The organism is Rickettsia tillamookensis, from assembly GCF_016743795.2.
Lineage (GTDB): Bacteria > Pseudomonadota > Alphaproteobacteria > Rickettsiales > Rickettsiaceae > Rickettsia > Rickettsia tillamookensis.
In genome coordinates this window covers 815,803-836,130 of sequence record NZ_CP060138.2, presented here as the reverse complement: position 1 = coordinate 836,130, position 20,328 = coordinate 815,803, and the positions used below count along the sequence as shown (strand labels likewise).

The window sequence follows — 20,328 nt, the reverse complement described above, 5'->3', positions numbered from 1 at the left end:
ATTATTACAAGTGGCGATGCTTATATTAAAGGCGTATTATCAATTTAACTAAAAGATTATAACTATTTTTTCTTTCTCTTCTTAACTTAAATCGTATATACTTTAAACTATTCATTTTAATTTTATCAAATAACAATGCCTTCTAAAAAACAGCTTACACCTAATAATAAAGCTGAGTATGGAGAGCAAATATTATCACAAATAGCTAAAAGATTAACAATTTTATACGGCAATGGTTTTGATTTTGCTAACCTTTCACGTATGGTTAAATTCTCCAAATTATATCCTTCTCAACAAATTGTTGTGACAGTGTCACAACAATTGTCATGGTCGCACATCATAAGCTTTGTTATATGGCTCGTTTTATGTCATTCCTGCGTAGACGGGAATCCAGTAAAATCTATAAAAAACTTATTGAAGTTATTTTTTTGGATCCCCGCCTATGCGGGGATGACATCGAGTAGGTTTTCCGAATCATGCAATAAGACCCACATCATAAAATTAATACATATATAAAATTCATGTTAAATAACTCTCATTTACTTATTATTTGGTTGTTTGGGCTTATTAGCGGTTTTAATCTAATGATTACCGGTAATACTTTAAATTATTGGCTTGCTAAAGAAGATATAGCACTGCAAACAATCGGTATATTATCATTTATAACTCTCCCCTACTCTATTAATTTCTTGTTAGCACCAATATTTGATTCTCTGCAAATTAAATATTTAAACAAAATATTCGGTCATAGATTAGCTTGGATTTGCTTAACTAGTACTGCGTTAATATTTCTTATATATATTTTCAGCTTTCTAGATCCTCGTACTAATCTAGTATTATTTACCTTTACGGCTTTAATTATTTCTTTTTTTAGTGCCGCCCAAGATACTATATTAAGTGCTTTAAGAACGGAAATAGTACCTAAAGAGTCGCTTGGTTTTACTTCAGGAATATATATATTCGGTTATCGGGTCGGTATGCTTTTAGCCGGTTCCGGAGCTATTTATTTATCTATTTATTTTACATTTAATGAAATATATAAAATCTTTGCCGGCTTAATATTTATTTATTTAATTTTATTGATTGTAGGAATTAAGTATTGTTATTTAAACGAGAACATACATATACAGATAATCAAGAATGATATAAAAAATAATCAAAATAAAAAAAACATAATAAATTTTATATATAATGCGTTAAAACCTATAGGTTCTGTTTATTTCATTATTCTTATATTAATTTTCTTAGTATTATATAGATTACCGGATAACTTAATCAATGTTATGATTAATCCGTTTTTACTTCATCTAGAGTATGATGCTTTTGAAATAGCAAGTGTTGGAAAGTTTTGGGGTGTTGTAGGAGCGATAATCGGCGGACTACTTGGCGGCTTTATTATGAAACATAAAAATATATTAAATAGTATATTTTTATTTGGGATTATTCACGCTTTAGGACATATTTTATTTATTTTTCTTGAAATAAACGGTAAAAACTTTTTATTATTATTTATTACGATAGGAATAGAAAGTATTACCGGCGGTATGACAATGACAGCTTACATTGCTTTTATTTCTTCACTCTGTCAAGGTAAGTTCCGAGCTACCCAATATTCTTTTCTTTCATCAATGATGGGGATTTCGCGCTCAATTTTTCCTATAATTTCAGGCTATATGGTAGTAAATTTCGGCTGGCAAAATTTCTTTTTATTTACTACTATTATAACTATCCCCTCTTTGTTGATATTATTAAAAATAAAAAATAAATTACAATGAACGACATATTAAATGCTTTTTTACATGGAATAATTTTAGCTCTAGGTTTGATTATACCGCTTGGAGTACAAAATATTTTTATATTCAACCAAGGGGCTACACAGCCAAAGTTTCAAAAAGCTTTACCTAGTATAATAGCTGCTTCGGTGTGTGATACTGTCCTTATATGTATTGCCGTTCTTGGTCTATCTTTGATAATTTTTGAAATTCCTACATTAAAATTAACTATATTTATTGTTGGATTTATTTTTTTACTCTATATGGGATATAATACTTGGAATCAACCGCCTATTGATCTTACAACGAATTCCGGGGCTTTTTCAGCTAAAAAACAAATATTATTTGCTATATCGGTGTCAATATTAAATCCGCATGCAATTATGGATACGATTATAGTAATAGGTACTAGTGCTTTAAAGTATAACGGTATTGCAAAAATTATGTTTACTTAACTTGTATACTTATATCTTGGATATGGTTTTTTTCTTTAGCAGTTGCAGGTTATAATATCAGAAAGCTAAATAAAAGTAGTACGATTTTAACCATAATTAATAAAATAGCTGCTATTATTATTTGGGCGGTTGCTTTTTATATTGGGGTACAAATATTGTATGAAATCGGTTTTATTAACTAGAAGCATTAAAGAAAATAATGAAACTATAAAGGAAATAAATCAATATAATTTAGATTTACGTTATATTCATTGTCCTTTAATTAAATATGAACCCCTAGATTTTAATATTGATATTTTAAACGATTATTCAAATATAATAATTACTAGTAAATATGCGGCAAATATCCTAGCTAAGTATACCGCAGATACTTCAAACGTTGGAAGTCAAATAAGCGGTGAGTCTGCACAGCGTATAAAAATACGTGAGCACAGGCGAATCCCGAAATTTGACGTACCAAATCTTGAAGTATCAAAGGTATATGACTTAAAGCAAGATATTTGGGTAGTAGGTAGTAAGTCAAAACGATTATTAGGCAAGAAAGTAGTCTATACCGCTAAAAACGTGGAAGATTTGATTAAGCATTTTCCTCCTGATTTATATGAGCAGGCTATATATTTATCTTCAAATGAAATTACTAAAGATTTGCCTAATAAAATAGCTAGACATATCATTTATAATGTAGAATATTTGAATGAGTTGCCCGTATCTATTGTAAAAGAATTTGAAAACAATATTGACTTTATACTTCTTTATTCTCAGAATAGTGCTAAAACTTTTTTAAGATTATTACTTCAAAATAATTTACTAGAATACTTACAAGATAGTTTAGTTGTAGCTATAAGTTTGAAAGTCGCAAATATAGTTAGACCTTTTATAAAAAATGTGGTTTATTGTGATGATCAAAACCATAACGATATAATCAAGTTATTATCCGAAAATGCAAAAATTTGATAGTTTATTTAAAAGCAAAAACATCTTTTTTATAGCAATAGTAATATTTGTCTTATCTTCTTTTACTTTTTATCATAATAGAGCCGATATTTTAAAACTGTTTAAAAGTGAAAATAAAGATTTAAGTCAAATTCCTGATCAAGCAGTAGAAAATAAAGAAAATACTGCAGAAGAAAAGGAAGTAGCCCCTCTATTATCTACTAAGTCGCTTTTAAATTACGTAAGTTCTTTAAAGTTTCCTGAAGCGTTGCCTGAACAGAAACTAGAAACTATTTCAGTTTCATCCAGAGATAAAGAGCAAGAAGCAAAGCCTATAGCTAATAGGAAAGCGATAAATGATAAAGTAATCATATTCAAATCACTTGATTATACCGCAGATACTTCAAAAATATCTACTCTAGATTATATTAATTACTTATTAAACGTAAATTTATTAGTATATAATTTCATGCAAGATAAGGATTATAGTAAAGAACTAAAAACAGTATATTTCAACTGGTTACCTATAGATATAAAGAATATTTTAACGAACTTAGAAGCATATAATAATAATTATCTTTTCTCAAAATCAAGTAGTACGAAAGTAATTTCCCCCATTAATCATAAATGGCTAGAGAAATTTATCAAAATTGAGAAAAAACCTTCCGATATAACGACAAAAGAACAGGATAAAGCTCTAATTTTAGAGAAATTAAACTATCTAATCGATTTTCTTTATTCAGAAAAATTTATGCAGGAGTTTGTAAATAAAGATGTTTAGGTTATTGCTAATATGTGCTGCTTTTTTATTGCTTTATTTCGGATTTACTTTAATAGAGAGCTTTGATTCAAAAGTTTTTATTAGTTTATACGATTATAATATTGAAACTACTTTATTCTTTAGTCTTATTTTAGGATTATTAACATTAGTTTCTTGTTTTATTGTAATTAGATTTTTAATATTAATTATCGATTTACCGTCTAAAATACATAATATTTTTAATAAACGAAAAATTAATCATGATAGATATACTTTAATTTTAGCTTTTGCCGAATATATTATGAATAATAAAGCTAAATCTGCTTCTATTGCCCGCAAAAATTTATCTTCTGAAGATCTAAAAGATTCACAAGAATTCCATAATTTAATCTTAGCCGTAACTGAAGAGGATGTAGATAGAAAAATTTCCTATTTTCAAAAACTTATTACATCTAAAGAATTTGTTTTTTACGGTAGCAAAAACCTAGCAAAACTTTATTATGATAAATCCTTGTATGAGAAAGCAGAAAATTACGCAACAAAGGCTTATAATTTCAATGAACTTGATAGTGACAATTTAATTACTTTAATGCGTTGTTACGCTAGACTTTCTCTATGGACAAAATTTACTTTTATAACAAATAAGCTCGCAAAATTTCACAAACATGAGTCTATGCCGGAAATTGCTGAGTATTATTTATTAGCAGCAAAGCAAGAAGTAGAAAGTAATAATACAGCTAATGCTATAGATTATTTGGAAACAGCTATAGATTTAAATTTTTATAATGACGAATTACTAGAATTTTACTTTAATTTAAATGATAAGCTTAATATTAATAAAAAGACCAAAATATTAAAAGATGCTTTTCGTATTACTCCATCTTTAAAATTAGTGCAGCTATTTAAAAAATTTACTTCTCTATCAGATAGGCAAATTTACGAAGAATTAACTCAAGAGTTAGATGCTAAAAAAGATGAAATATTAATTTTGGCAATAGAAGCTTATTTAGAATTATAGGGGTTGTTGTATGGATTCTTTTATGTCATTCCCATGTGGATAGCAAATCGTCATTGCGAGCAGCCGTAGGCTGCATGGCAATCCAGAAAAATAATAACTGGATTGCTTCGTCAATTACTTACGTAACTTCCTCGCAATGACGACTTGGGTACCTACACAACAACGTCTTCTAGCAATGACGGATAAGACAAAACCTAATATAAAAATAGTTTCTTTTGGCTCTTACTAATTTCTTCATTTACATTGTTATTATGGTGATGATAATTAGATTGGATCGTTATTAAATAATCATTTATTGCTTTAGAAAATTCTTCAGTTTTATAACGAAAGAAATGGTCAGCCCCATTGATAATTTTATAATCAACTTTAATATGGGATTGTTGCTTAGATAATCTATTTGCTAGGTCTTTTACATCATCTGCCGATACTATACTATCATTATCTCCTTGTAATATAAATCCCGGGATGGGACAAGGTGAAAGGAATGAGAAGTCATATTTATGAATTGTATTAACCGGCGGCGAAATAGCAATAAAATGATTTATTTCCGGACGTCTCATTACAAGCTGCATAGCTATCCATGCTCCGAAAGAAAATCCTAATATCAGATTAGACTGAGCATTTGGGTTATTCTGCTGTAACCAGTCGAGAGCTGCCCCAGCATCCACAACTTCACCGACTCCATTATCAAATTTACCTTGCGATCCCCCTACTCCTCTAAAATTAATACGTAAGACGGTATAACCGTTATCTGCTAAAATTTTATAGGCATTATAAACTACTTTATTATTCATATTACCCTCATATAAAGGATGAGGATGAAGAACTAATGCAATAGGAGCATTAGGTGAGGTAGCTTTTGCATATCTTCCTTCAATTCGTCCTTTCGGACCGTTAAAATAAATTTGCGGCATAATTATTCATAATATTTAATTTGTTTGATATGATATTTTACCACTTTTTCTTATTAGTGCAACTATTCTTATATTTTAAAACACTATCACTAAATAATCGATTGTATTGACGCATGCCGCCATATATGCTAGAATAGCGGATAATAATTGAATAGAGTTATATTATGAATACGGTAGATATTAGATTACGTATTTCAGCAGATACAAAGACAGAAGCAGAAGAAATATTTAAGCAAATGGGGATGACTATGTCGGAAGCTATGAGGATATTCCTAAATCAATGTATAAATAGCGGTGGTTTGCCTTTCAAACCACATATTAAGATTCCTAATAAAGAAACATTAGAATCATTTAAGCAGGCAGAAAACGGTGAGTTTGAAAGCTATAATTTAAAACAATTTGAAAAATTTTTAGACGACATAGCTAAATGAAACAAATTCACTCTACAGTAATTTTTAATCGCGATTAAAAACGATTGGTTAAAAGAGGTAAAAATATCAAAAAAATACAAGCAATAGTGAATATGCTTATAAACAATATTACTTTACCACAAAAATATAGACCTCATAAACTCACAGGTGATCATTACCCAAAATGGGAATGTCATATTGAACCTGATTGGCTATTAATATATGAAATAAAAAAAGATATAATTATTTTATATCGTACCGGCACTCATTCCGATTTATTTTAAGACCAATAGCAAATTACTTTTGTAATTTGCTATTCATTATTATCTAAGAGAATACTGCTCGCTCTATTGCATCTGCACTATGTTGCACTAAATCCTTAGCAATTTCTTTAGTAATCATCTTTTTTAAACCGTTTTTAAGCTCTTGTCTAATACATCCAAGCATTTGCGGTTCTGCTACAATAATCAATTCCTTATATTTAGCTTGATCAGCGGTAGTTACTTTCTCTAGATGTTTAATAACGCTCCTTGCTGCTTCTTTATGTTCTATATCTTTTAGCGAAGTATGCGGCTCAAATAACGAAGCCGGTGTAGATTTATTTTGGTAAAGGCTTTGTCTTTTTTCTCTATGGTGGTGATGCTCCTCTAAATCCAAAGATAATTTTAAAGGTTTATTAGTAGTAATTTTAATCCCCAACGCGTCGTAAAGCATCATTTGCTTACTATCGATAACTGCAATTAATTTTAACGGTGCTGTACTTACCATAAATACCTCCATAAGAACTAGGTTGTAATTTTATGATAATACTAATTATTTTTAAAACCTAATATTAATTTAATAATTTTTGCTTTTCACTGTTAATAATTTGCTCAACCTTGTCATTAAGTATACGTACGTCTGTTTGTTCTATTTCTTCTTTTTCTATTACACCTATAATCTTTACCTTTATAGTTCCAGGCTGCTTAAACCAAAACCCTCTAGGCCAAAATAAACCGGCATTATGAGCCATCATTACAATTGGAACTTTAGTAATTGAAGCAAGCTTTACGGCACTTGGCTTAAATTTTACTGTTCTATCAGGTGGGACTTTGGTTGATTCCGGAAATATTATTAACCATAGCCCTTCTTTTATTTTTTCCTGACCTTCTCTTAAAATCTGAGCAACCGAGCTATTAGTACCACGGTCAACCGCAATAGGTTTAACCATCCGAAGCCCCCAACCAAGCAAAGGTATGTTAAATAATTCACGCTTTAATACCCAAGAATGTTTAGGGATAATTAGCTGCATAAACATTTGATCCCAAAAGGATTGGTGATTAGACACGACTACTGAGATTGTTTTCGGTAATTTCTCAAGCCCCTCTACTTCATATTTAAGACCGCAACAAATTTTTGCAAGCCACACAAAAGCATAAGAAAAAATAATGGCAATTCTGTATCTTATTTGATAGTTGACATTGAAAAATGTTACGGGTATGTAACATATAAGAAAAAAAATAAATGTGAATAATGATAATAATCCGTAAAATGATAAAATTCTTAAACGCCAAAGCATAATTTAACAAAAAATTAATATAATTAGTATACGAAGATCAACTTGAAAAAGAGCAAGGCGTTTTGAGATTTTTAACCGCAGCGTAGTTAAATTTACGTGAAGATTAAAAATGAAAAACAACGTAGCCAATTTTTCAAGTTCATCGAGTATATATAACATAAATTTATAGCGAGTAAAATAAATTAAGGTATTATAATGAAAAAAACTGTTCTTTCCGGTGTGCAAGCAACCGGTTCTTTACATCTCGGTAACTATTTAGGTTCAATTAGAAATTGGGTTAAAATGCAGGAAGAATATAATTGTTTTTTCTTCTTAGCGGATTTGCATGCTATCACGGTTGATATTAAGCCCTTAGAACTTAATAATTCAATTATGGGGGTTCTTGCCGTTTATTTAGCAGCAGGGCTTAACCCCGACAAAGTAACGATTTTTGCCCAGAGTATGGTAAAAGAGCATGCAGAACTTGCTTGGCTACTAAATTGTGTTACACCGCTTGGATGGTTAAAGCGAATGACGCAATTTAAAGATAAAGCCGGAAGCGATCAAGAGAAAGCATGCCTTGGATTATTTTCTTATCCGGTACTTATGGCAGCCGATATATTGATATATAAAGCCGATATAGTGCCTGTCGGTGAAGACCAAAAACAGCATCTAGAACTAACAAGAGATATTGCAGGGGTGATAAATAGGAGATTTGATAAAGAAATTCTAAAAGTTCCTGAGGTTTTAATTAGTGAAACAGGTACAAGAATCATGAGCTTACGGGATGGATTAAAGAAAATGAGTAAATCTGATATTTCGGATTTTTCCCGTATCAATTTAAAAGACGATAACGATCTTATTCATCAAAAAATAAAAAAAGCCAAAACCGATCATTTAAGCTTTGTTAGCTATGATAAAGAAACAAGACCGGAAATTAGTAATTTATTAGATATTTATAGAAGTTTATCCGAAGAAAGTTTAGAAAAAATAATCAATAATTATCAGAACCAAGGTTTTGCAAAATTTAAAGAAGATTTGACAGAAATTATTATTACAAATCTACAACCGATACGTGATAAATATTTAGAATTAATGAATGATAAAGAATATTTATTAAAAATACTACGCATTGGAGCAGAAAAAGCAAGAATTAGGGCTTCTGAAACGGTTAACGAAGTTAAAGAGCAATTCGGATTTGTAATTTAAATTTATATATTTCAAGATTTCCCTTGAAATATATAAGATTATTTGGTATGAATCTTCTTGGATAGGTGGCCGAGCGGTTTAAGGCACTAGTCTTGAAAACTGGCGTACGGGCAACCGTACCGTGGGTTCGAATCCCACCCTATCCGCCAGTCTGGACAACTAGCCAATTCTTGTAGCTTATCGAACGGGAAAGCCAAGAAGTAATCAAGGTTTCCGCCTTTCAAATTTAGGTTCGTAAATACAGAATTTAAAAATTCCTTTTTTTCGGTAGTTGTCGAACCTTTAAAAGTTTTATACGCATTTGTCGTTACACAAATAAAGTCTAGGAGCTTTCTAAATAATCTATCGTCTATACTGTCTTGGTGCTCTTTTAATTGTGCTTGTCTTTATAAAAATGTTCTCTAGTTATAATATTCTTTTGCAACCTTTCTTAGATAAACAAGGTATATAAGTTGAATTTATATAACGAATTATATATACTTTTAGTATACATAGTTATTTTTGTTAAAACAATATAAGGGATTTATATGAAAGAGGAAGAAATAAAAACTGATTATTCATTTATAAAAAATTATAGGCTAAATAAATTAAAAGAAGACAATGTCCATAAACTTAATTGGCTTTTTCTTCCTGGTGGTCCTGGTATGGGAGCTAATTATTTGATTGATTTCGTGGCAAGATTGGATTTACAAGGCTCATTATTTATAGGAGATTTTCCTGGAGATGGTGATAATCGTAATACTGAAGAAATAAGTTATGAAGATTGGAAGTCCGGTTTAATAGAAGTAGTAACTAAATTACACCCTTGTATACTTGTTACCCATTCTTTTAGCGGTATGTTTGCGTTAACCATAGATAGTTTAGAAAAATTATTAGTAGGCTTAGTTATAATGAATAGTGCTCCGGATAATAGTTGGATTGGATTAATAAAAGAAGCTGCTACTAAATATAATTTACCGGATATAAGCAATGATCTAAAGGAGTTATATACAAACCCAACGGATCATCAATTAAAGAAGTTTTTTTATGCAAATATCCCATATATATTTTGTGAACACGAAATCACAGAAGGAACGAAGATACTAGAATTGAGTCCGTATAATATAAAAACGAGAATATGGGGTGATCAAGAGTTTCATAACTGGTATCAACATAGCTGGATACCTGAAAAATTACCGACGTTAATTATTGGAAGTCATGACGATAGATTACTTCCTATTAAATTATTTTTGGGAAATACAGAATGGTCTCGTCCTAACATCAAAATAATTGAGCTACATGGTACAGGACATTTTCCTTGGTTAAGTTGCTTTGATCGAATTAATGAAGAATTGTCAGGGCTGACAAAAGATATAAATGAATTAGGCTTATTATAAGTTAATAAGATTATGATCACATATTGATTTAAAATCCCTAAATATCGGATATTTAAGATAAATGAGCTCTTAGTACTGATCTAAAATATCCGCCAAACATTTTACATCATTCTCAGTTAATTGACTTAATAACATTCGTGTCTCATAATTACTGAAATTACACCATAAATCATTCCATGCTTGTTTTTTTAACTCATCATTTAGTATTTCAGGTCCATTAAAATGAAGGTTATACGCTAATACAGCTTGTAAGGTTTTTGTACCCAATACTCCGTTTTCTTCTTCATCTATATCATAACCATATTCTCTTAATAAAGATTGATAATGTTCTATATCTTCTCTAGCTGCTTGCTCTTTATAAGATAAAACCTCTTCTGGTTTTTGTTTTAACTGTAATTCAGCTTTTCTAGGATATATACCAAAATTTCGTGTTACCTCATATTTCTCGCTAGAATTTGCTAATAATTCGTAAGGAAAATATGGACCTGGATCAATTTTGTCATAAAGCCAATCTGCATGGCTTAGCATAAGCTTAGGATTAAGAGAAGAATACATATTGCATAAATGCTCACACAACAGGACATTAGCTTCTATCTGTTCTGGTGTAAATTCTTCGTTTCCGTTATTAACATTCTCAATTCCTATACTCCAACTATTCAGATCGTCTTTTATTATATTAGAAGCTAAATTAGGATTTAATTTAGAACCTATAGACAAATTACCCGGTCCTGCATGGTAAGCTCTATACTGCGGAGCAACAAATTCTTGAATCGTACCATCGCTTGTTATAACATAATGAGCTGATAGTGACTCATTAGTAGTAAATATTTTTATCGTCTCATTAAAATCAACAAACGTGTAATGCTGCATTAAATACGTTGGGCTTCCATCATTTTTTCTATAGTTAAAATTATTACATTTATCCGGTTGAGGGTTTGTAGTTTCTCCCTCTTGCCCAAGAGAAAGAGGATATAAGTCCATATCTCTTAAATAATCTTTTTTTATCTCTATAATCGTTTTCATGGAGTATATATCTAATTATCTAAAGTCTATTTTTGTACCATGTAATAAACCTCTTCAGAAACGAGGATTTAGAGAGGAATTTGAAGAAAATACTTCACCTCGAACCTCAGTGCACCTCTAGTGCGTGAGGATTCGAGTACCGGATCAACGTACAAATCGCCCCTATAGAAGGATAATTTCCAAAGAGGTTTACTAACTTATTCTCACTCTATATCGCCCATTAGTTTAGTATCATTAGATTCGATAAACTGCTCTGCTATTATATTCGCATCATTAGGAATTATAGTAAAGGGATATGGAGTTAATGCTTTTTCATCACCATTAAATATTTTTATTCCTTTTTCCAATAATTTATTTACTTGTAATTCATGTATATCATTCATTGCCTGATTAGGCTTAATATATACTTGCCCTGGCAATAAATTTGTACCTATGGTCACTTGGGTTGAAAATTCGCCTGGAATAATTACGATGCTTTGTGGATTTTCTAAAGCTGCCCCTAAATACCCGTTAAATACACTTTTTACTCCAAATACAAAATTTTCAAATATTGGTTCTATTTTTTCGGATTTAACTCCCTCTAAGAATTTTTGACTAACTTTATCTAATTGATCTTCTTGTTTGTGTACTGAAAGTTTTGCTTTAGTTTCCGGATTATATTGACCGGTTCTAGGACCGTTAGTTGCTAAAAGTATCATATTTTTATCTTTCGCAATTTTAGCCAACTGCTTTCCTAACTCATATGCTTCATCTTCTGTATAAAATTTTATATTTCTTTGGGAATCCTGTGCATCGCCTGCTAAACAAGTAATTATATAACCGTTAGGAGAAGCAGGGATCTTTCCGTTATTTTTAAAATCATTATAATCATTTATGCATTCTTCTCGTGTAAGGTTATGAGGTATGCCTATAGTTTCTATTAATTTAATTTCAGGATTTGCTTGCTTAATATGTGTTTTTTGCTCTTCGTTTAAAGCATAAAAAGGTAATGATATCGTATCTAAAACTTCTAAATTATCCTTTACTTCTACCGGTAGCTGATGCCCGCTCCAAATAAATTTACTATTATTTTTCATTGATTTTAAGATATCAAATCCTTTGATCCCATCAAGTCCTGCACCTATAAAGATAACTTGCTTTTCTGCCTGATTAGTATTTATTTGAGTATTCTTTAATTCTTCAATCTTTATATCAACATTCTCAACTTCAAAACCTTTGTTCTTATAACCCTCATTTAATGCTGCTCTAATTCCTAATGCATTACTGTTATCACCTATATATTGAGAACTAAGTAGTGCTACAAGTAAAATCGTTTTCATATAATACCTCAATTAATTTTTTTACTATATCATTACCACCAAACCCTACTCATTACAATTATTAATTATACGTTACTTAATTTATATTCTTAGCTGAATTTCTATTGCATTTTTAAAATTCCTTTTTAGTATATTTTTAATAAAAAATTTACTGATGAAAAACAAATTTCAGCAGAAAGTTCGCTTATAGAATTCAATGAATCAATAAATCAAACTGATACTGAGATATTAGGTAATAACTAAAATTTTATTTGTATTGTCATGATAATACCTTTCAAATTTAGATATTTAAGAAGTCTATTCGTCTAGCTGATTTAACATCACCTTAGCGGCTTTTATAGCTGCTTCTTTTGAGGTTTTTGTATTTGTGGTTTCAGTATGGAAGGTTATTTTACTACCGTCAAGGTTACTTAACATGAAATCGGTTTTTATATTATCTGCATCTAAATATTTAGAGTAAGCAGCAATCGGTGTACGGCAATTAGCATATAGATATTCTAAAAAAGCTCTTTCAGGTTTTATTAGCTCAAAGGTAGGAAGGTGATTAATTTGGTTGCATATCTCAAGCATAGCATTATCATCTTGTCGTATTTCAACTGCAATGACTCCCTGCCCTATACACGGCAGCATCTGAGCATAATCTATAAGGTGACAATACTCCGGATTAAACGCCCCTAGCCTTTTAAGCCCTGCATATGCTAAAATCGTTGCGTCAACTTCGGCAGTCATTAACTTTTTTATTCTTGAATCAACATTCCCCCTAAAAAACGTTACCTTTAAATCCGGTCTTATTTTTTGGATGAATGCTTTTCTTCGTACTGCCGAGCTACCTATTACGGCATTTTGCGGCAGTTCTTCTATGGATTTATAATTTAAACATACAAAAACATCTCTAGGGTCTTCACGCTCTAAAACAGCGGCAATTACTAGCTCTTCAGGTATTCTACCGGGTACGTCTTTTAAAGAATGAACGGCTAAGTCAATTTTTTTATCAAACAAGGCTTGCTCTATTTCCTTTAAAAATAAAGCTTTACCTCCTATATCGTATAATGGTTTATTTTGGATTAAATCCCCGCTAGTAATAATTGGTACTATTTCACAATTAATATCAGGAAAATATTGTTTGATTCGCTGAATAACTAAATTAGTTTGTATTAAAGCAAGGGGACTTTTTCTTGTACCTATTCTGATAGAATTTATCATTTGTTTTCTACTATTTCAAAAGGGGTAGTAAAGCTTAAAACATTACTGTTTATAATTACTTCATGATTCATAATAACCGGATGATTTACCTCTCCATGCCCTATTCCTACTACTTTATAAGCTTCTATATGCGGAATATGATTTAAACAAAAACTTTTTATAGCTTGTTCTACAAACTCATCCCCTTTAGTAAAATCACCAAAAATTATTGCCTTTATGCCCTCAAATATACCAACATTTTTTAATTGAACTAGATTACGATGCACGGCATAGGCTTTTTCATTAATATCTTCAAGCAGTAATATATTACCCTTTTTTAGGTCAATAGAAGTTCCTATCAATTTGCTAAAAACCGTTAAATTGCCGCCTGTTATCTTGCCTGTTATATTTTCTTCGCTAATTTTATTTATAGGTATAAGTTGTATTTCACTCTTTTTCCCTTCAAGAATATCTATTATAGGCATAATAGCCTGATTAGTAGGCGGTAGTAACGAGGTTAATACTGAACCGTGTATAGTTGGGATATTATAATGGTTATTTAGTAATAAATGCAAAACGGTAATATCGCTATAGCCTATCAGGATTTTATCCCCTTTTTGCTTTATATTAAAACAATCTTCTACAAATTCACTGCATCCATATCCACCGCGAAAAGCCCAAATTATTTTAACCTGCTCATTTTCCATAGCTTCTTTAAACATTCTTAGCCTTTCCTCTTTAGGAGCCGCGAAAAAGGGCAATTCATCACCTAAAAAAATCTTATCATCTATTAAAGTTTTAAAACCATGCAAAGTTAGTATTTTAATAGCTTCTTTTAGTTTATCGCTAGCATCCGGACAACCTGACGCCGGTGCTATAATTGATATCAAATCTCGTTGTTTGTTAAAAATAATTTTTTTCATAGATAAGGATTTTTATATAGAATTATTTTATTCCAAAATAATTAAAAACCAAGTTCACTGTGTGAACCTAGTCGTATTAATTCTAATGTGTCAGTATTAGGTTTTCTATAAATTAATACTAAATCCGGCTTAATATGACAATCTCTACAATCTTTCCAATTACCTATAAGAGCATGATCTCTCATATGTACAGGTAATGTTATATCAGCAACTAAATACTTAACTGCTTTCAGTAAAATATCATCCAAATTTATTCCGTGTTTTCTACGTTTTTCACGTTTATAGTCACGTTTAAACTGTGCAGTACGTTTAATCGTTCTCATTTAAATCAGATAACAAATTATTTATATTACCAACATGAACTAATTTGCCGCTTCTTGCAGCTTTCATAGCTTTAATTGTTTCATCATTTGGGATAAGAGGCTCAAACGGTAATGCTTTTTCACGAGCAACACGAAATAGAAGCATACGAACAGCATCGGATACAGTAAGTCCCATAGCAGCAAGCACTACAGTTGCTTCTTCTTTCACGTCTTCATTAATGCGAGCTCGAACAATAGAACCAACAGACATAAAATTCTCTTTTAATAATGTAGCTACATTGTAGCACATATATTAAAAACTTTCAAGATTAAAAAAAATGTAGCCAATTTTTGAAGTTCTATCTAAGTATAAGGCATCGTGAAAATAAACTGAGTCTTACCCTGTTTATCGTTTTCTGCCCAAATTTTTCCGGCGTGCAGTTCTATTACTTTCTTACATAATGCAAGCCCTACTCCTCTGCCGCCTGCCGGTGTGCGTGTTTTAGAGCCTACGACAAATACACCGAATATACTCTGCAATTCCTCTTTCAGCACTCCTACTCCATCGTCTTTTATACTGAATACAATACTGTCTTTCTGCTTTTGTAAATCAATTTTTATTATTCCCTCCCTACAATAGCTAATAGCGTTAATTATTAGATTATCGAATGTGTGTTTAATATAATGAGGATCACAGTTAAATATTATATTCTCTTCAATATCAGATATAAAATTTAAGGTTTTGCCGTTTAGATATAATTTCTTACATATTTTAATCCTTTCATGTAGCAATTCACTTAAGTTTATATTTTCTTTATTTAGTTCATAATTAAGACTGGATAATTTTGAAAAATCTAGAATATTATTTATCAAGCTATTTAATCTAATAGAGCTTTTAGCTATAATCTCTACGGCACCACGACGCTGAGCTTCATTAAATTTATCATAATTAGCCCATAAGGTTTCACCAAGGCTAATAATACCGGTTAGCGGCGTATTGATTTCATGGTTTATATTACGTAAGAACTCATGTTTCAAATCAAGTAACTTCTCTAATTCCTGTTCTCTATAATTAACTCTATTACCTAAATGAGTATTTTTTAGGTTAACTAATCTTTCTTGCTCCTGCCTTGGTTTTAAGAATACTATTAAAAGGCTACTAAATAAGGTTAGGAAATATATTACTTTGAATTGAAAACTATCTATGCTAATTAATAACTTCTCATCCATAAAATATTTATAAAACTCTATACTAGCAAACACGCCTGTAACGGTCATAAGTAAAGTAGCTTGCCACCTGAATATCGTTGCAATTATAAGTAAGTTAATTATCGAACACATTAATTGCAGCTGATCAAAACTATTTGATATAACAAGTAAACTACCGAAAAATATTAATATAACGAAAGTAGCAATAAACCAAGATAAAGATATAATATAATTCTTTTTAAATTTTAAAGACCATAAAGGGTAAGTGATTAATATTGCAGCAGTGATAAGGGTGGTATGGTAAATAATATTATATATCTCCAAATGGTTCATTATTTTACTACCTGAGGTGGTATATAAAGATGAGAACATCGATATTAAAATAAATATACCGACATAACTATAAGTAATTTCTTGATTTGGTAGGGTACTTTCCCAATATTTAAAGATATTAAAATTCTTAAGATCACGAAATAAAGTCAAAAATTTTCTTTTTCTCTCTTGCTTGATTATTTTAACGGCTAGCGGCTCTTTTAAAGAATTAAACCCTCCTGGTTGCTTTAAAATATAATGGCTTCCAAGGAAAAAGATTAAATTTACGATAGTTGCGGGCAATATCGGATAAATACCTAAAACCGCTCTTAAAGAAAATATCTGCCACAATATAATAGTTAATATTGCAGCAATCATACCGATAAAAAAACTTTTGGCACTTGATTTAAAACCATATATTAACAAAATTAACTGCAAAGTGATTAGCGGCAAATATATACTAGTTAACAATAGAAATAGATTTATTAAATCTTTCGTATAGAGTGATATAATAAAACCTATTAATCCTATAGTAATTGCGGTTATATAATTATACTTTAGAGAAGTCTTTTTAATGATGTCATTGGTAAAAGTTACTGCTGCAACGTTAATATAAGAGTTAGTACTTGAGATTATCATTGCCATAATAACACCGACAATTAACCCCTTAAATCCTATATAACTTTTAATAATCCGTAAAAACAGTTCATTAGTGTTAACACTTGGATCTTGAGATAATAATAATATTACAATCCAAATAAATAAGGCAGATAAGCAAAGACAAATAATTGCCGAAATAAAAAATGTTTTTGATATTTGCTTTGTGTCTTTTGCCATCAATATTCTTTGAAAGATTGAAGGACCAAGCGACGGAATTGCAAAATATATAAAAATATTTAAAGAAATCCAAAATTTAGGACTAGTATAGTGAAATAATCCTTGTAAATCAGTCAAACGAGTTTGTACGTTTGAGTCTATAACTATCTGCGGATCGCTAAAAACATTCCATACGACAATTCCTATTACCGGAATAATTGCACTATAGGTAAAAAACTGTACGGCTTCGGTAAAAGTAACCGATTTTACCCCGCCAAAAGCAGAATAGCTTATTATTATGGTTGCGATACATAAATCTATGTAAAAATTTGAAATATTAAAGAATAGCTGTAATATTAAACTTGCTACGTGGAATTGCATGGCAATCCTACCTATAGACATTAATATACTAACTATCGACGTAAGAATACGAACTTTATTGCCATACGCCTCCCCTATTATTTCTGCTGCTGACACGCTACCCAAAAAATTCTCAAAACGAGGAGCTATAAAGTAACTAATTAATAACCAACTAACGACGCTACCGAATATACTAGGTAATAAGTAAAATAACCCGTCCGTATATATTCTTGAATTATCGATTAAAAAAGTACTAGTACCGATCCAAGTAGCAATAAGAGTTGCGACTATCGTCCCTGTAGAAAAATTCCTTTTTCCTATCGCATATTCACGAATATTTTTTATATTTTTGATATTTAGAAGTCCAACTAGCAAATTAATCGCTAAAAAGCTAGTAAAAATGAGGAGATCTATATTTGACATAGAGTTAAGTTATAGGGATTTTCTATGCAAATAATAATAAAGATAAAAAAAGAAACAAACAATATTTTTGTGGAGTTAAAAAAGTATGGTGTTGTTGTATGGCTTGGTTTTTCCGTCATTGTGAGGAAAAACTGTAGTTTTGACGAAGCAATCTCAGGATATTTGATGAGATTGCCGCATCGCATCGCTCCTCGCAATGACGATGCAGGAACGACATATAAGACTATTATCAAATTCTTCTAATCATAAGGATTAAAGTCATTTCCTAGGGTTTCCATTTTAGACTCATAGTTATTTATGTAACCTAAGCATAACTGAAAATCGACTAATGGAAAACCTGATAAAGTAGTTGATTTATTATTAATAGCGTCTTTTACCGAATCAAGCCTATCATAAAATAAAGGAGGCTCATGCTCCGTTAAACTTTTAACTAAAGGAGCAATTTCCTTTGAAAGATTAACTTTACTAGTATTTGTTATTAATGCAGTTAATATTTTGATATTCTCATCTTTATTATCTGAATTCAAATACCCATTATCCGCTAAATATTTTAACAAATCCATTCTATAATTAGCAATCCATTCTGCTACGGTAATATTACTACTATCTTTTACGTAAAAATTGAATTGCTTTTCTTGATCATACTGTTTTACAAGATTTTCTAAATTTTTGTTACCCAGCTCTAGTAACCAGTGTAAAAACGTAGATTCATAGTTAGTATTTGGTGCAATTTCTTTTTGTAATAATAATTTAACATCTATTTTTTCTTTCTTAAATATCTCAGTAATTACTTCATTAGCTTCTTGCATGTATTTTGCAATCATATTATTATCACGAACATTGGCATTCTTAAGAGCAGTGAGTAATTCGCCATATTTAGTAATTATTTTATCTGCAACTTGAGAAAATATTTCCTTAGGATGTTTGTTTATTTCTTTTAATATTATATCTTTCAATTTAGCATTGCTAAGTGCAGTAAAAAATTTGTCTATATTGTTCAAAAATATTCCTTTAGAAATTAAAATGTGACTTATTGCTTCTTTCTCAGTTATATGGGGTTGTTCCATAACTACATCAAAAACATTTCTAGGAACCTGTTGTTCTATTTTAATAAGTTCTTGCGAATTTTCAAGATTGCCAAAAGCCTCAACTAGTTTTGGACTGTTTGTCCAAGCTCCCCATTGAAACAAAGTACAATTCGCAGAATCCTTTAGTTTCCAGTCAGTAATAGAAAAATTTTTCATTTTCTCAAACATTTCTAAAGCATATTTTTGGATACTACTTTGCAAATTCTCTATGTGAGATAACGCACAAATTGCAGTAAATGGGGTAAGTTTTGTATTACTCATTACTTGCACATTATTAATCTTTAAAGCTTCTGTAGTTATATCATTTACATTATTTGCATTTAATACATTATATGCAGCATCTAACTTTCCTAATCTTATTGCTTTATGTGGCGTAGCCAGCCCCATATCACTTAAAACTTCATATATTTTTTCTTTCTGATTAGCAGTTAAATGTCCTACTTCCATTGTTACATTAAAAGCATTACGTGGAAGATTTTTCTCGTCTTCTATAAGATCAGGATATATATTTAACAAATCTTTAAGCTCTCTTGCAGCTCCGCCCCAAGCAAGCCACTGAGCTGTAGTATTACCATTATTGTCTCTTCCATCCCAAATCGTATTATCATAATTTTTCATTTTATTATATGCAGCTTTAATACAATTTTTTAATATCATCCCTCTACCGTTTAATTGTTCTAAAGAATTAGAAGTTAGAGATAATACAGAGTTCATAAAGCATAAAGCTTCTAAAGCATTAACACTAATTGCCGCGTAAGGAAGTAGGGTACCATCAGCTTTTTTTAGCTGAAATATTATATTTCCTCGCTCATTTACATTAGTTGATGCTAATAACCCAACAGCCTCAGTAAATTTAAATTCTTGTATAAGTTGAAAAGGTGTAGTCATAAAAGTATCCAATTTATATTAATTTTTTATAAAAAATACCATGAAATATGGTTTGCGTCTAGTTATAATAGATATAATACGTGAAAACTTAATGAGCGT

General features: G+C 30.4%; 21 protein-coding genes, 1 tRNA gene and 1 pseudogene. 12 read left to right on the top strand and 11 right to left on the bottom strand.

The annotated features are described in order from the left end of the window. Positions 1-135: 135 nt before the first annotated feature. The 6 genes and pseudogenes from H6P87_RS04105 to H6P87_RS04080 all read left to right on the top strand — a co-directional run bounded on the left by H6P87_RS04105 (position 136) and on the right by H6P87_RS04080 (position 4,938). The gene (locus tag H6P87_RS04105) at positions 136-516 is read left to right on the top strand and encodes a DUF1016 N-terminal domain-containing protein (RefSeq protein WP_202068419.1); all 381 of its coding nucleotides are present in this window, start codon (positions 136-138) and stop codon (positions 514-516) included. A gap of 5 nt (positions 517-521) precedes the next feature. Then, positions 522-1,775: an AmpG family muropeptide MFS transporter gene (locus H6P87_RS04100; protein ID WP_202068417.1), complete on the top strand. Its 1,254-nt coding sequence runs from the start codon at positions 522-524 to the stop codon at positions 1,773-1,775. Beyond that, positions 1,772-2,409: pseudogene (locus tag H6P87_RS04095) on the top strand (LysE/ArgO family amino acid transporter). The gene H6P87_RS04100 and the pseudogene H6P87_RS04095 overlap by 4 nt, the downstream one beginning before the upstream one ends. After that, entirely contained in the window at positions 2,387-3,181 is a 795-nt protein-coding gene (locus tag H6P87_RS04090) for a uroporphyrinogen-III synthase (protein ID WP_202068415.1), read from the top strand. The pseudogene H6P87_RS04095 and the gene H6P87_RS04090 overlap by 23 nt, the downstream one beginning before the upstream one ends. Then, positions 3,168-3,941, top strand: a complete 774-nt coding sequence (locus H6P87_RS04085) for a palindromic element RPE2 domain-containing protein (RefSeq protein ID WP_202068413.1) — start codon at positions 3,168-3,170, stop codon at positions 3,939-3,941. The genes H6P87_RS04090 and H6P87_RS04085 overlap by 14 nt, the downstream gene beginning before the upstream one ends. Beyond that, the gene (locus tag H6P87_RS04080; RefSeq protein ID WP_202068411.1) at positions 3,934-4,938 is read left to right on the top strand and encodes a heme biosynthesis HemY N-terminal domain-containing protein; all 1,005 of its coding nucleotides are present in this window, start codon (positions 3,934-3,936) and stop codon (positions 4,936-4,938) included. The genes H6P87_RS04085 and H6P87_RS04080 overlap by 8 nt, the downstream gene beginning before the upstream one ends. A gap of 194 nt (positions 4,939-5,132) precedes the next feature. On the opposite strand, the gene H6P87_RS04075 is transcribed toward H6P87_RS04080, so the two are convergent. Continuing rightward, the gene (locus H6P87_RS04075; protein WP_202068409.1) at positions 5,133-5,852 is read right to left on the bottom strand and encodes an alpha/beta hydrolase; all 720 of its coding nucleotides are present in this window, start codon (positions 5,850-5,852) and stop codon (positions 5,133-5,135) included. A gap of 164 nt (positions 5,853-6,016) precedes the next feature. Here H6P87_RS04075 and H6P87_RS04070 point away from each other — a divergent pair, with 164 nt between their 5' ends. Both H6P87_RS04070 and H6P87_RS04065 read left to right on the top strand, forming a co-directional pair. Further along, positions 6,017-6,283 (top strand): type II toxin-antitoxin system RelB/DinJ family antitoxin, encoded by a 267-nt coding sequence (locus H6P87_RS04070; protein WP_202068407.1) that lies wholly within the window; start codon positions 6,017-6,019, stop codon positions 6,281-6,283. Between the two features lie 92 nt (positions 6,284-6,375). After that, complete coding sequence (locus H6P87_RS04065; protein WP_246437705.1) at positions 6,376-6,546, top strand: type II toxin-antitoxin system YafQ family toxin; 171 nt, start codon at positions 6,376-6,378, stop codon at positions 6,544-6,546. A gap of 43 nt (positions 6,547-6,589) precedes the next feature. On the opposite strand, the gene H6P87_RS04060 is transcribed toward H6P87_RS04065, so the two are convergent. After that, a complete protein-coding gene (locus H6P87_RS04060; protein WP_202068405.1) occupies positions 6,590-7,030 on the bottom strand; it encodes a host attachment protein in 441 nt (146 codons plus the stop codon). Positions 7,031-7,094: 64 nt separating this feature from the next. Beyond that, positions 7,095-7,820, bottom strand: coding sequence for a lysophospholipid acyltransferase family protein (locus H6P87_RS04055; RefSeq protein WP_202068397.1), 726 nt, complete (start codon positions 7,818-7,820; stop codon positions 7,095-7,097). A 195-nt stretch (positions 7,821-8,015) separates the two neighbouring features. On the opposite strand from H6P87_RS04055, the gene trpS reads away from it, so the two are divergent. The 3 genes from trpS to H6P87_RS04040 all read left to right on the top strand — a co-directional run bounded on the left by trpS (position 8,016) and on the right by H6P87_RS04040 (position 10,384). After that, entirely contained in the window at positions 8,016-9,008 is a 993-nt protein-coding gene (gene trpS, locus H6P87_RS04050; protein WP_202068395.1) for a tryptophan--tRNA ligase, read from the top strand. Positions 9,009-9,067: 59 nt separating this feature from the next. Continuing rightward, positions 9,068-9,157 (top strand) — tRNA-Ser (locus H6P87_RS04045). 378 nt (positions 9,158-9,535) lie between these two features. Then, positions 9,536-10,384, top strand: coding sequence for an alpha/beta fold hydrolase (locus H6P87_RS04040; RefSeq protein ID WP_202068393.1), 849 nt, complete (start codon positions 9,536-9,538; stop codon positions 10,382-10,384). Positions 10,385-10,453: 69 nt separating this feature from the next. Here H6P87_RS04040 and H6P87_RS04035 read toward each other — a convergent pair whose 3' ends face one another. The 7 genes from H6P87_RS04035 to H6P87_RS04005 form a co-directional block, all read right to left on the bottom strand. After that, the gene (locus H6P87_RS04035) at positions 10,454-11,407 is read right to left on the bottom strand and encodes an N-acetylmuramoyl-L-alanine amidase (protein ID WP_202068391.1); all 954 of its coding nucleotides are present in this window, start codon (positions 11,405-11,407) and stop codon (positions 10,454-10,456) included. Between the two features lie 203 nt (positions 11,408-11,610). Further along, entirely contained in the window at positions 11,611-12,726 is a 1,116-nt protein-coding gene (locus H6P87_RS04030; protein ID WP_202068384.1) for a hypothetical protein, read from the bottom strand. A gap of 297 nt (positions 12,727-13,023) precedes the next feature. Continuing rightward, positions 13,024-13,929 (bottom strand): hydroxymethylbilane synthase, encoded by a 906-nt coding sequence (gene hemC, locus H6P87_RS04025; protein WP_202068382.1) that lies wholly within the window; start codon positions 13,927-13,929, stop codon positions 13,024-13,026. Further along, positions 13,926-14,831, bottom strand: a complete 906-nt coding sequence (locus H6P87_RS04020; RefSeq protein WP_202068380.1) for an LD-carboxypeptidase — start codon at positions 14,829-14,831, stop codon at positions 13,926-13,928. Before H6P87_RS04020 ends, hemC begins: the two co-directional genes overlap by 4 nt. A gap of 41 nt (positions 14,832-14,872) precedes the next feature. Continuing rightward, positions 14,873-15,154: a type II toxin-antitoxin system YafQ family toxin gene (locus H6P87_RS04015; RefSeq protein ID WP_202068378.1), complete on the bottom strand. Its 282-nt coding sequence runs from the start codon at positions 15,152-15,154 to the stop codon at positions 14,873-14,875. Next, positions 15,141-15,404, bottom strand: a complete 264-nt coding sequence (locus tag H6P87_RS04010) for a type II toxin-antitoxin system RelB/DinJ family antitoxin (RefSeq protein ID WP_202070119.1) — start codon at positions 15,402-15,404, stop codon at positions 15,141-15,143. The genes H6P87_RS04015 and H6P87_RS04010 overlap by 14 nt, the downstream gene beginning before the upstream one ends. Positions 15,405-15,496: 92 nt before the next feature. Continuing rightward, positions 15,497-18,253 (bottom strand): sodium:solute symporter family transporter, encoded by a 2,757-nt coding sequence (locus H6P87_RS04005; RefSeq protein WP_202068376.1) that lies wholly within the window; start codon positions 18,251-18,253, stop codon positions 15,497-15,499. 24 nt (positions 18,254-18,277) lie between these two features. On the opposite strand from H6P87_RS04005, the gene H6P87_RS04000 reads away from it, so the two are divergent. Beyond that, positions 18,278-18,496, top strand: a complete 219-nt coding sequence (locus H6P87_RS04000; RefSeq protein WP_202070172.1) for a hypothetical protein — start codon at positions 18,278-18,280, stop codon at positions 18,494-18,496. On the opposite strand, the gene H6P87_RS03995 is transcribed toward H6P87_RS04000, so the two are convergent. Next, complete coding sequence (locus tag H6P87_RS03995) at positions 18,493-20,229, bottom strand: hypothetical protein (protein WP_246437703.1); 1,737 nt, start codon at positions 20,227-20,229, stop codon at positions 18,493-18,495. The genes H6P87_RS04000 and H6P87_RS03995 overlap by 4 nt on opposite strands. Positions 20,230-20,328: the final 99 nt, after the last annotated feature.

Excerpts from the sequence above, each read along its gene's own strand:
- H6P87_RS04105 (WP_202068419.1), top strand. The coding sequence starts at position 136 with ATGCCTTCTAAAAAACAGCTTACACCTAATAATAAAGCTGAGTATGGA.
- H6P87_RS04100 (WP_202068417.1), top strand. The coding sequence starts at position 522 with ATGTTAAATAACTCTCATTTACTTATTATTTGGTTGTTTGGGCTTATT.
- H6P87_RS04090 (WP_202068415.1), top strand. The coding sequence starts at position 2,387 with ATGAAATCGGTTTTATTAACTAGAAGCATTAAAGAAAATAATGAAACT.
- H6P87_RS04085 (WP_202068413.1), top strand. The coding sequence starts at position 3,168 with ATGCAAAAATTTGATAGTTTATTTAAAAGCAAAAACATCTTTTTTATA.
- H6P87_RS04080 (WP_202068411.1), top strand. The coding sequence starts at position 3,934 with ATGTTTAGGTTATTGCTAATATGTGCTGCTTTTTTATTGCTTTATTTC.
- H6P87_RS04075 (WP_202068409.1), bottom strand. The coding sequence starts at position 5,852 with ATGCCGCAAATTTATTTTAACGGTCCGAAAGGACGAATTGAAGGAAGA.
- H6P87_RS04070 (WP_202068407.1), top strand. The coding sequence starts at position 6,017 with ATGAATACGGTAGATATTAGATTACGTATTTCAGCAGATACAAAGACA.
- H6P87_RS04065 (WP_246437705.1), top strand. The coding sequence starts at position 6,376 with ATGCTTATAAACAATATTACTTTACCACAAAAATATAGACCTCATAAA.
- H6P87_RS04060 (WP_202068405.1), bottom strand. The coding sequence starts at position 7,030 with ATGGTAAGTACAGCACCGTTAAAATTAATTGCAGTTATCGATAGTAAG.
- H6P87_RS04055 (WP_202068397.1), bottom strand. The coding sequence starts at position 7,820 with ATGCTTTGGCGTTTAAGAATTTTATCATTTTACGGATTATTATCATTA.
- trpS (WP_202068395.1), top strand. The coding sequence starts at position 8,016 with ATGAAAAAAACTGTTCTTTCCGGTGTGCAAGCAACCGGTTCTTTACAT.
- H6P87_RS04040 (WP_202068393.1), top strand. The coding sequence starts at position 9,536 with ATGAAAGAGGAAGAAATAAAAACTGATTATTCATTTATAAAAAATTAT.
- H6P87_RS04035 (WP_202068391.1), bottom strand. The coding sequence starts at position 11,407 with ATGAAAACGATTATAGAGATAAAAAAAGATTATTTAAGAGATATGGAC.
- H6P87_RS04030 (WP_202068384.1), bottom strand. The coding sequence starts at position 12,726 with ATGAAAACGATTTTACTTGTAGCACTACTTAGTTCTCAATATATAGGT.
- hemC (WP_202068382.1), bottom strand. The coding sequence starts at position 13,929 with ATGATAAATTCTATCAGAATAGGTACAAGAAAAAGTCCCCTTGCTTTA.
- H6P87_RS04020 (WP_202068380.1), bottom strand. The coding sequence starts at position 14,831 with ATGAAAAAAATTATTTTTAACAAACAACGAGATTTGATATCAATTATA.
- H6P87_RS04015 (WP_202068378.1), bottom strand. The coding sequence starts at position 15,154 with ATGAGAACGATTAAACGTACTGCACAGTTTAAACGTGACTATAAACGT.
- H6P87_RS04010 (WP_202070119.1), bottom strand. The coding sequence starts at position 15,404 with ATGTCTGTTGGTTCTATTGTTCGAGCTCGCATTAATGAAGACGTGAAA.
- H6P87_RS04005 (WP_202068376.1), bottom strand. The coding sequence starts at position 18,253 with ATGTCAAATATAGATCTCCTCATTTTTACTAGCTTTTTAGCGATTAAT.
- H6P87_RS04000 (WP_202070172.1), top strand. The coding sequence starts at position 18,278 with ATGCAAATAATAATAAAGATAAAAAAAGAAACAAACAATATTTTTGTG.
- H6P87_RS03995 (WP_246437703.1), bottom strand. The coding sequence starts at position 20,229 with ATGACTACACCTTTTCAACTTATACAAGAATTTAAATTTACTGAGGCT.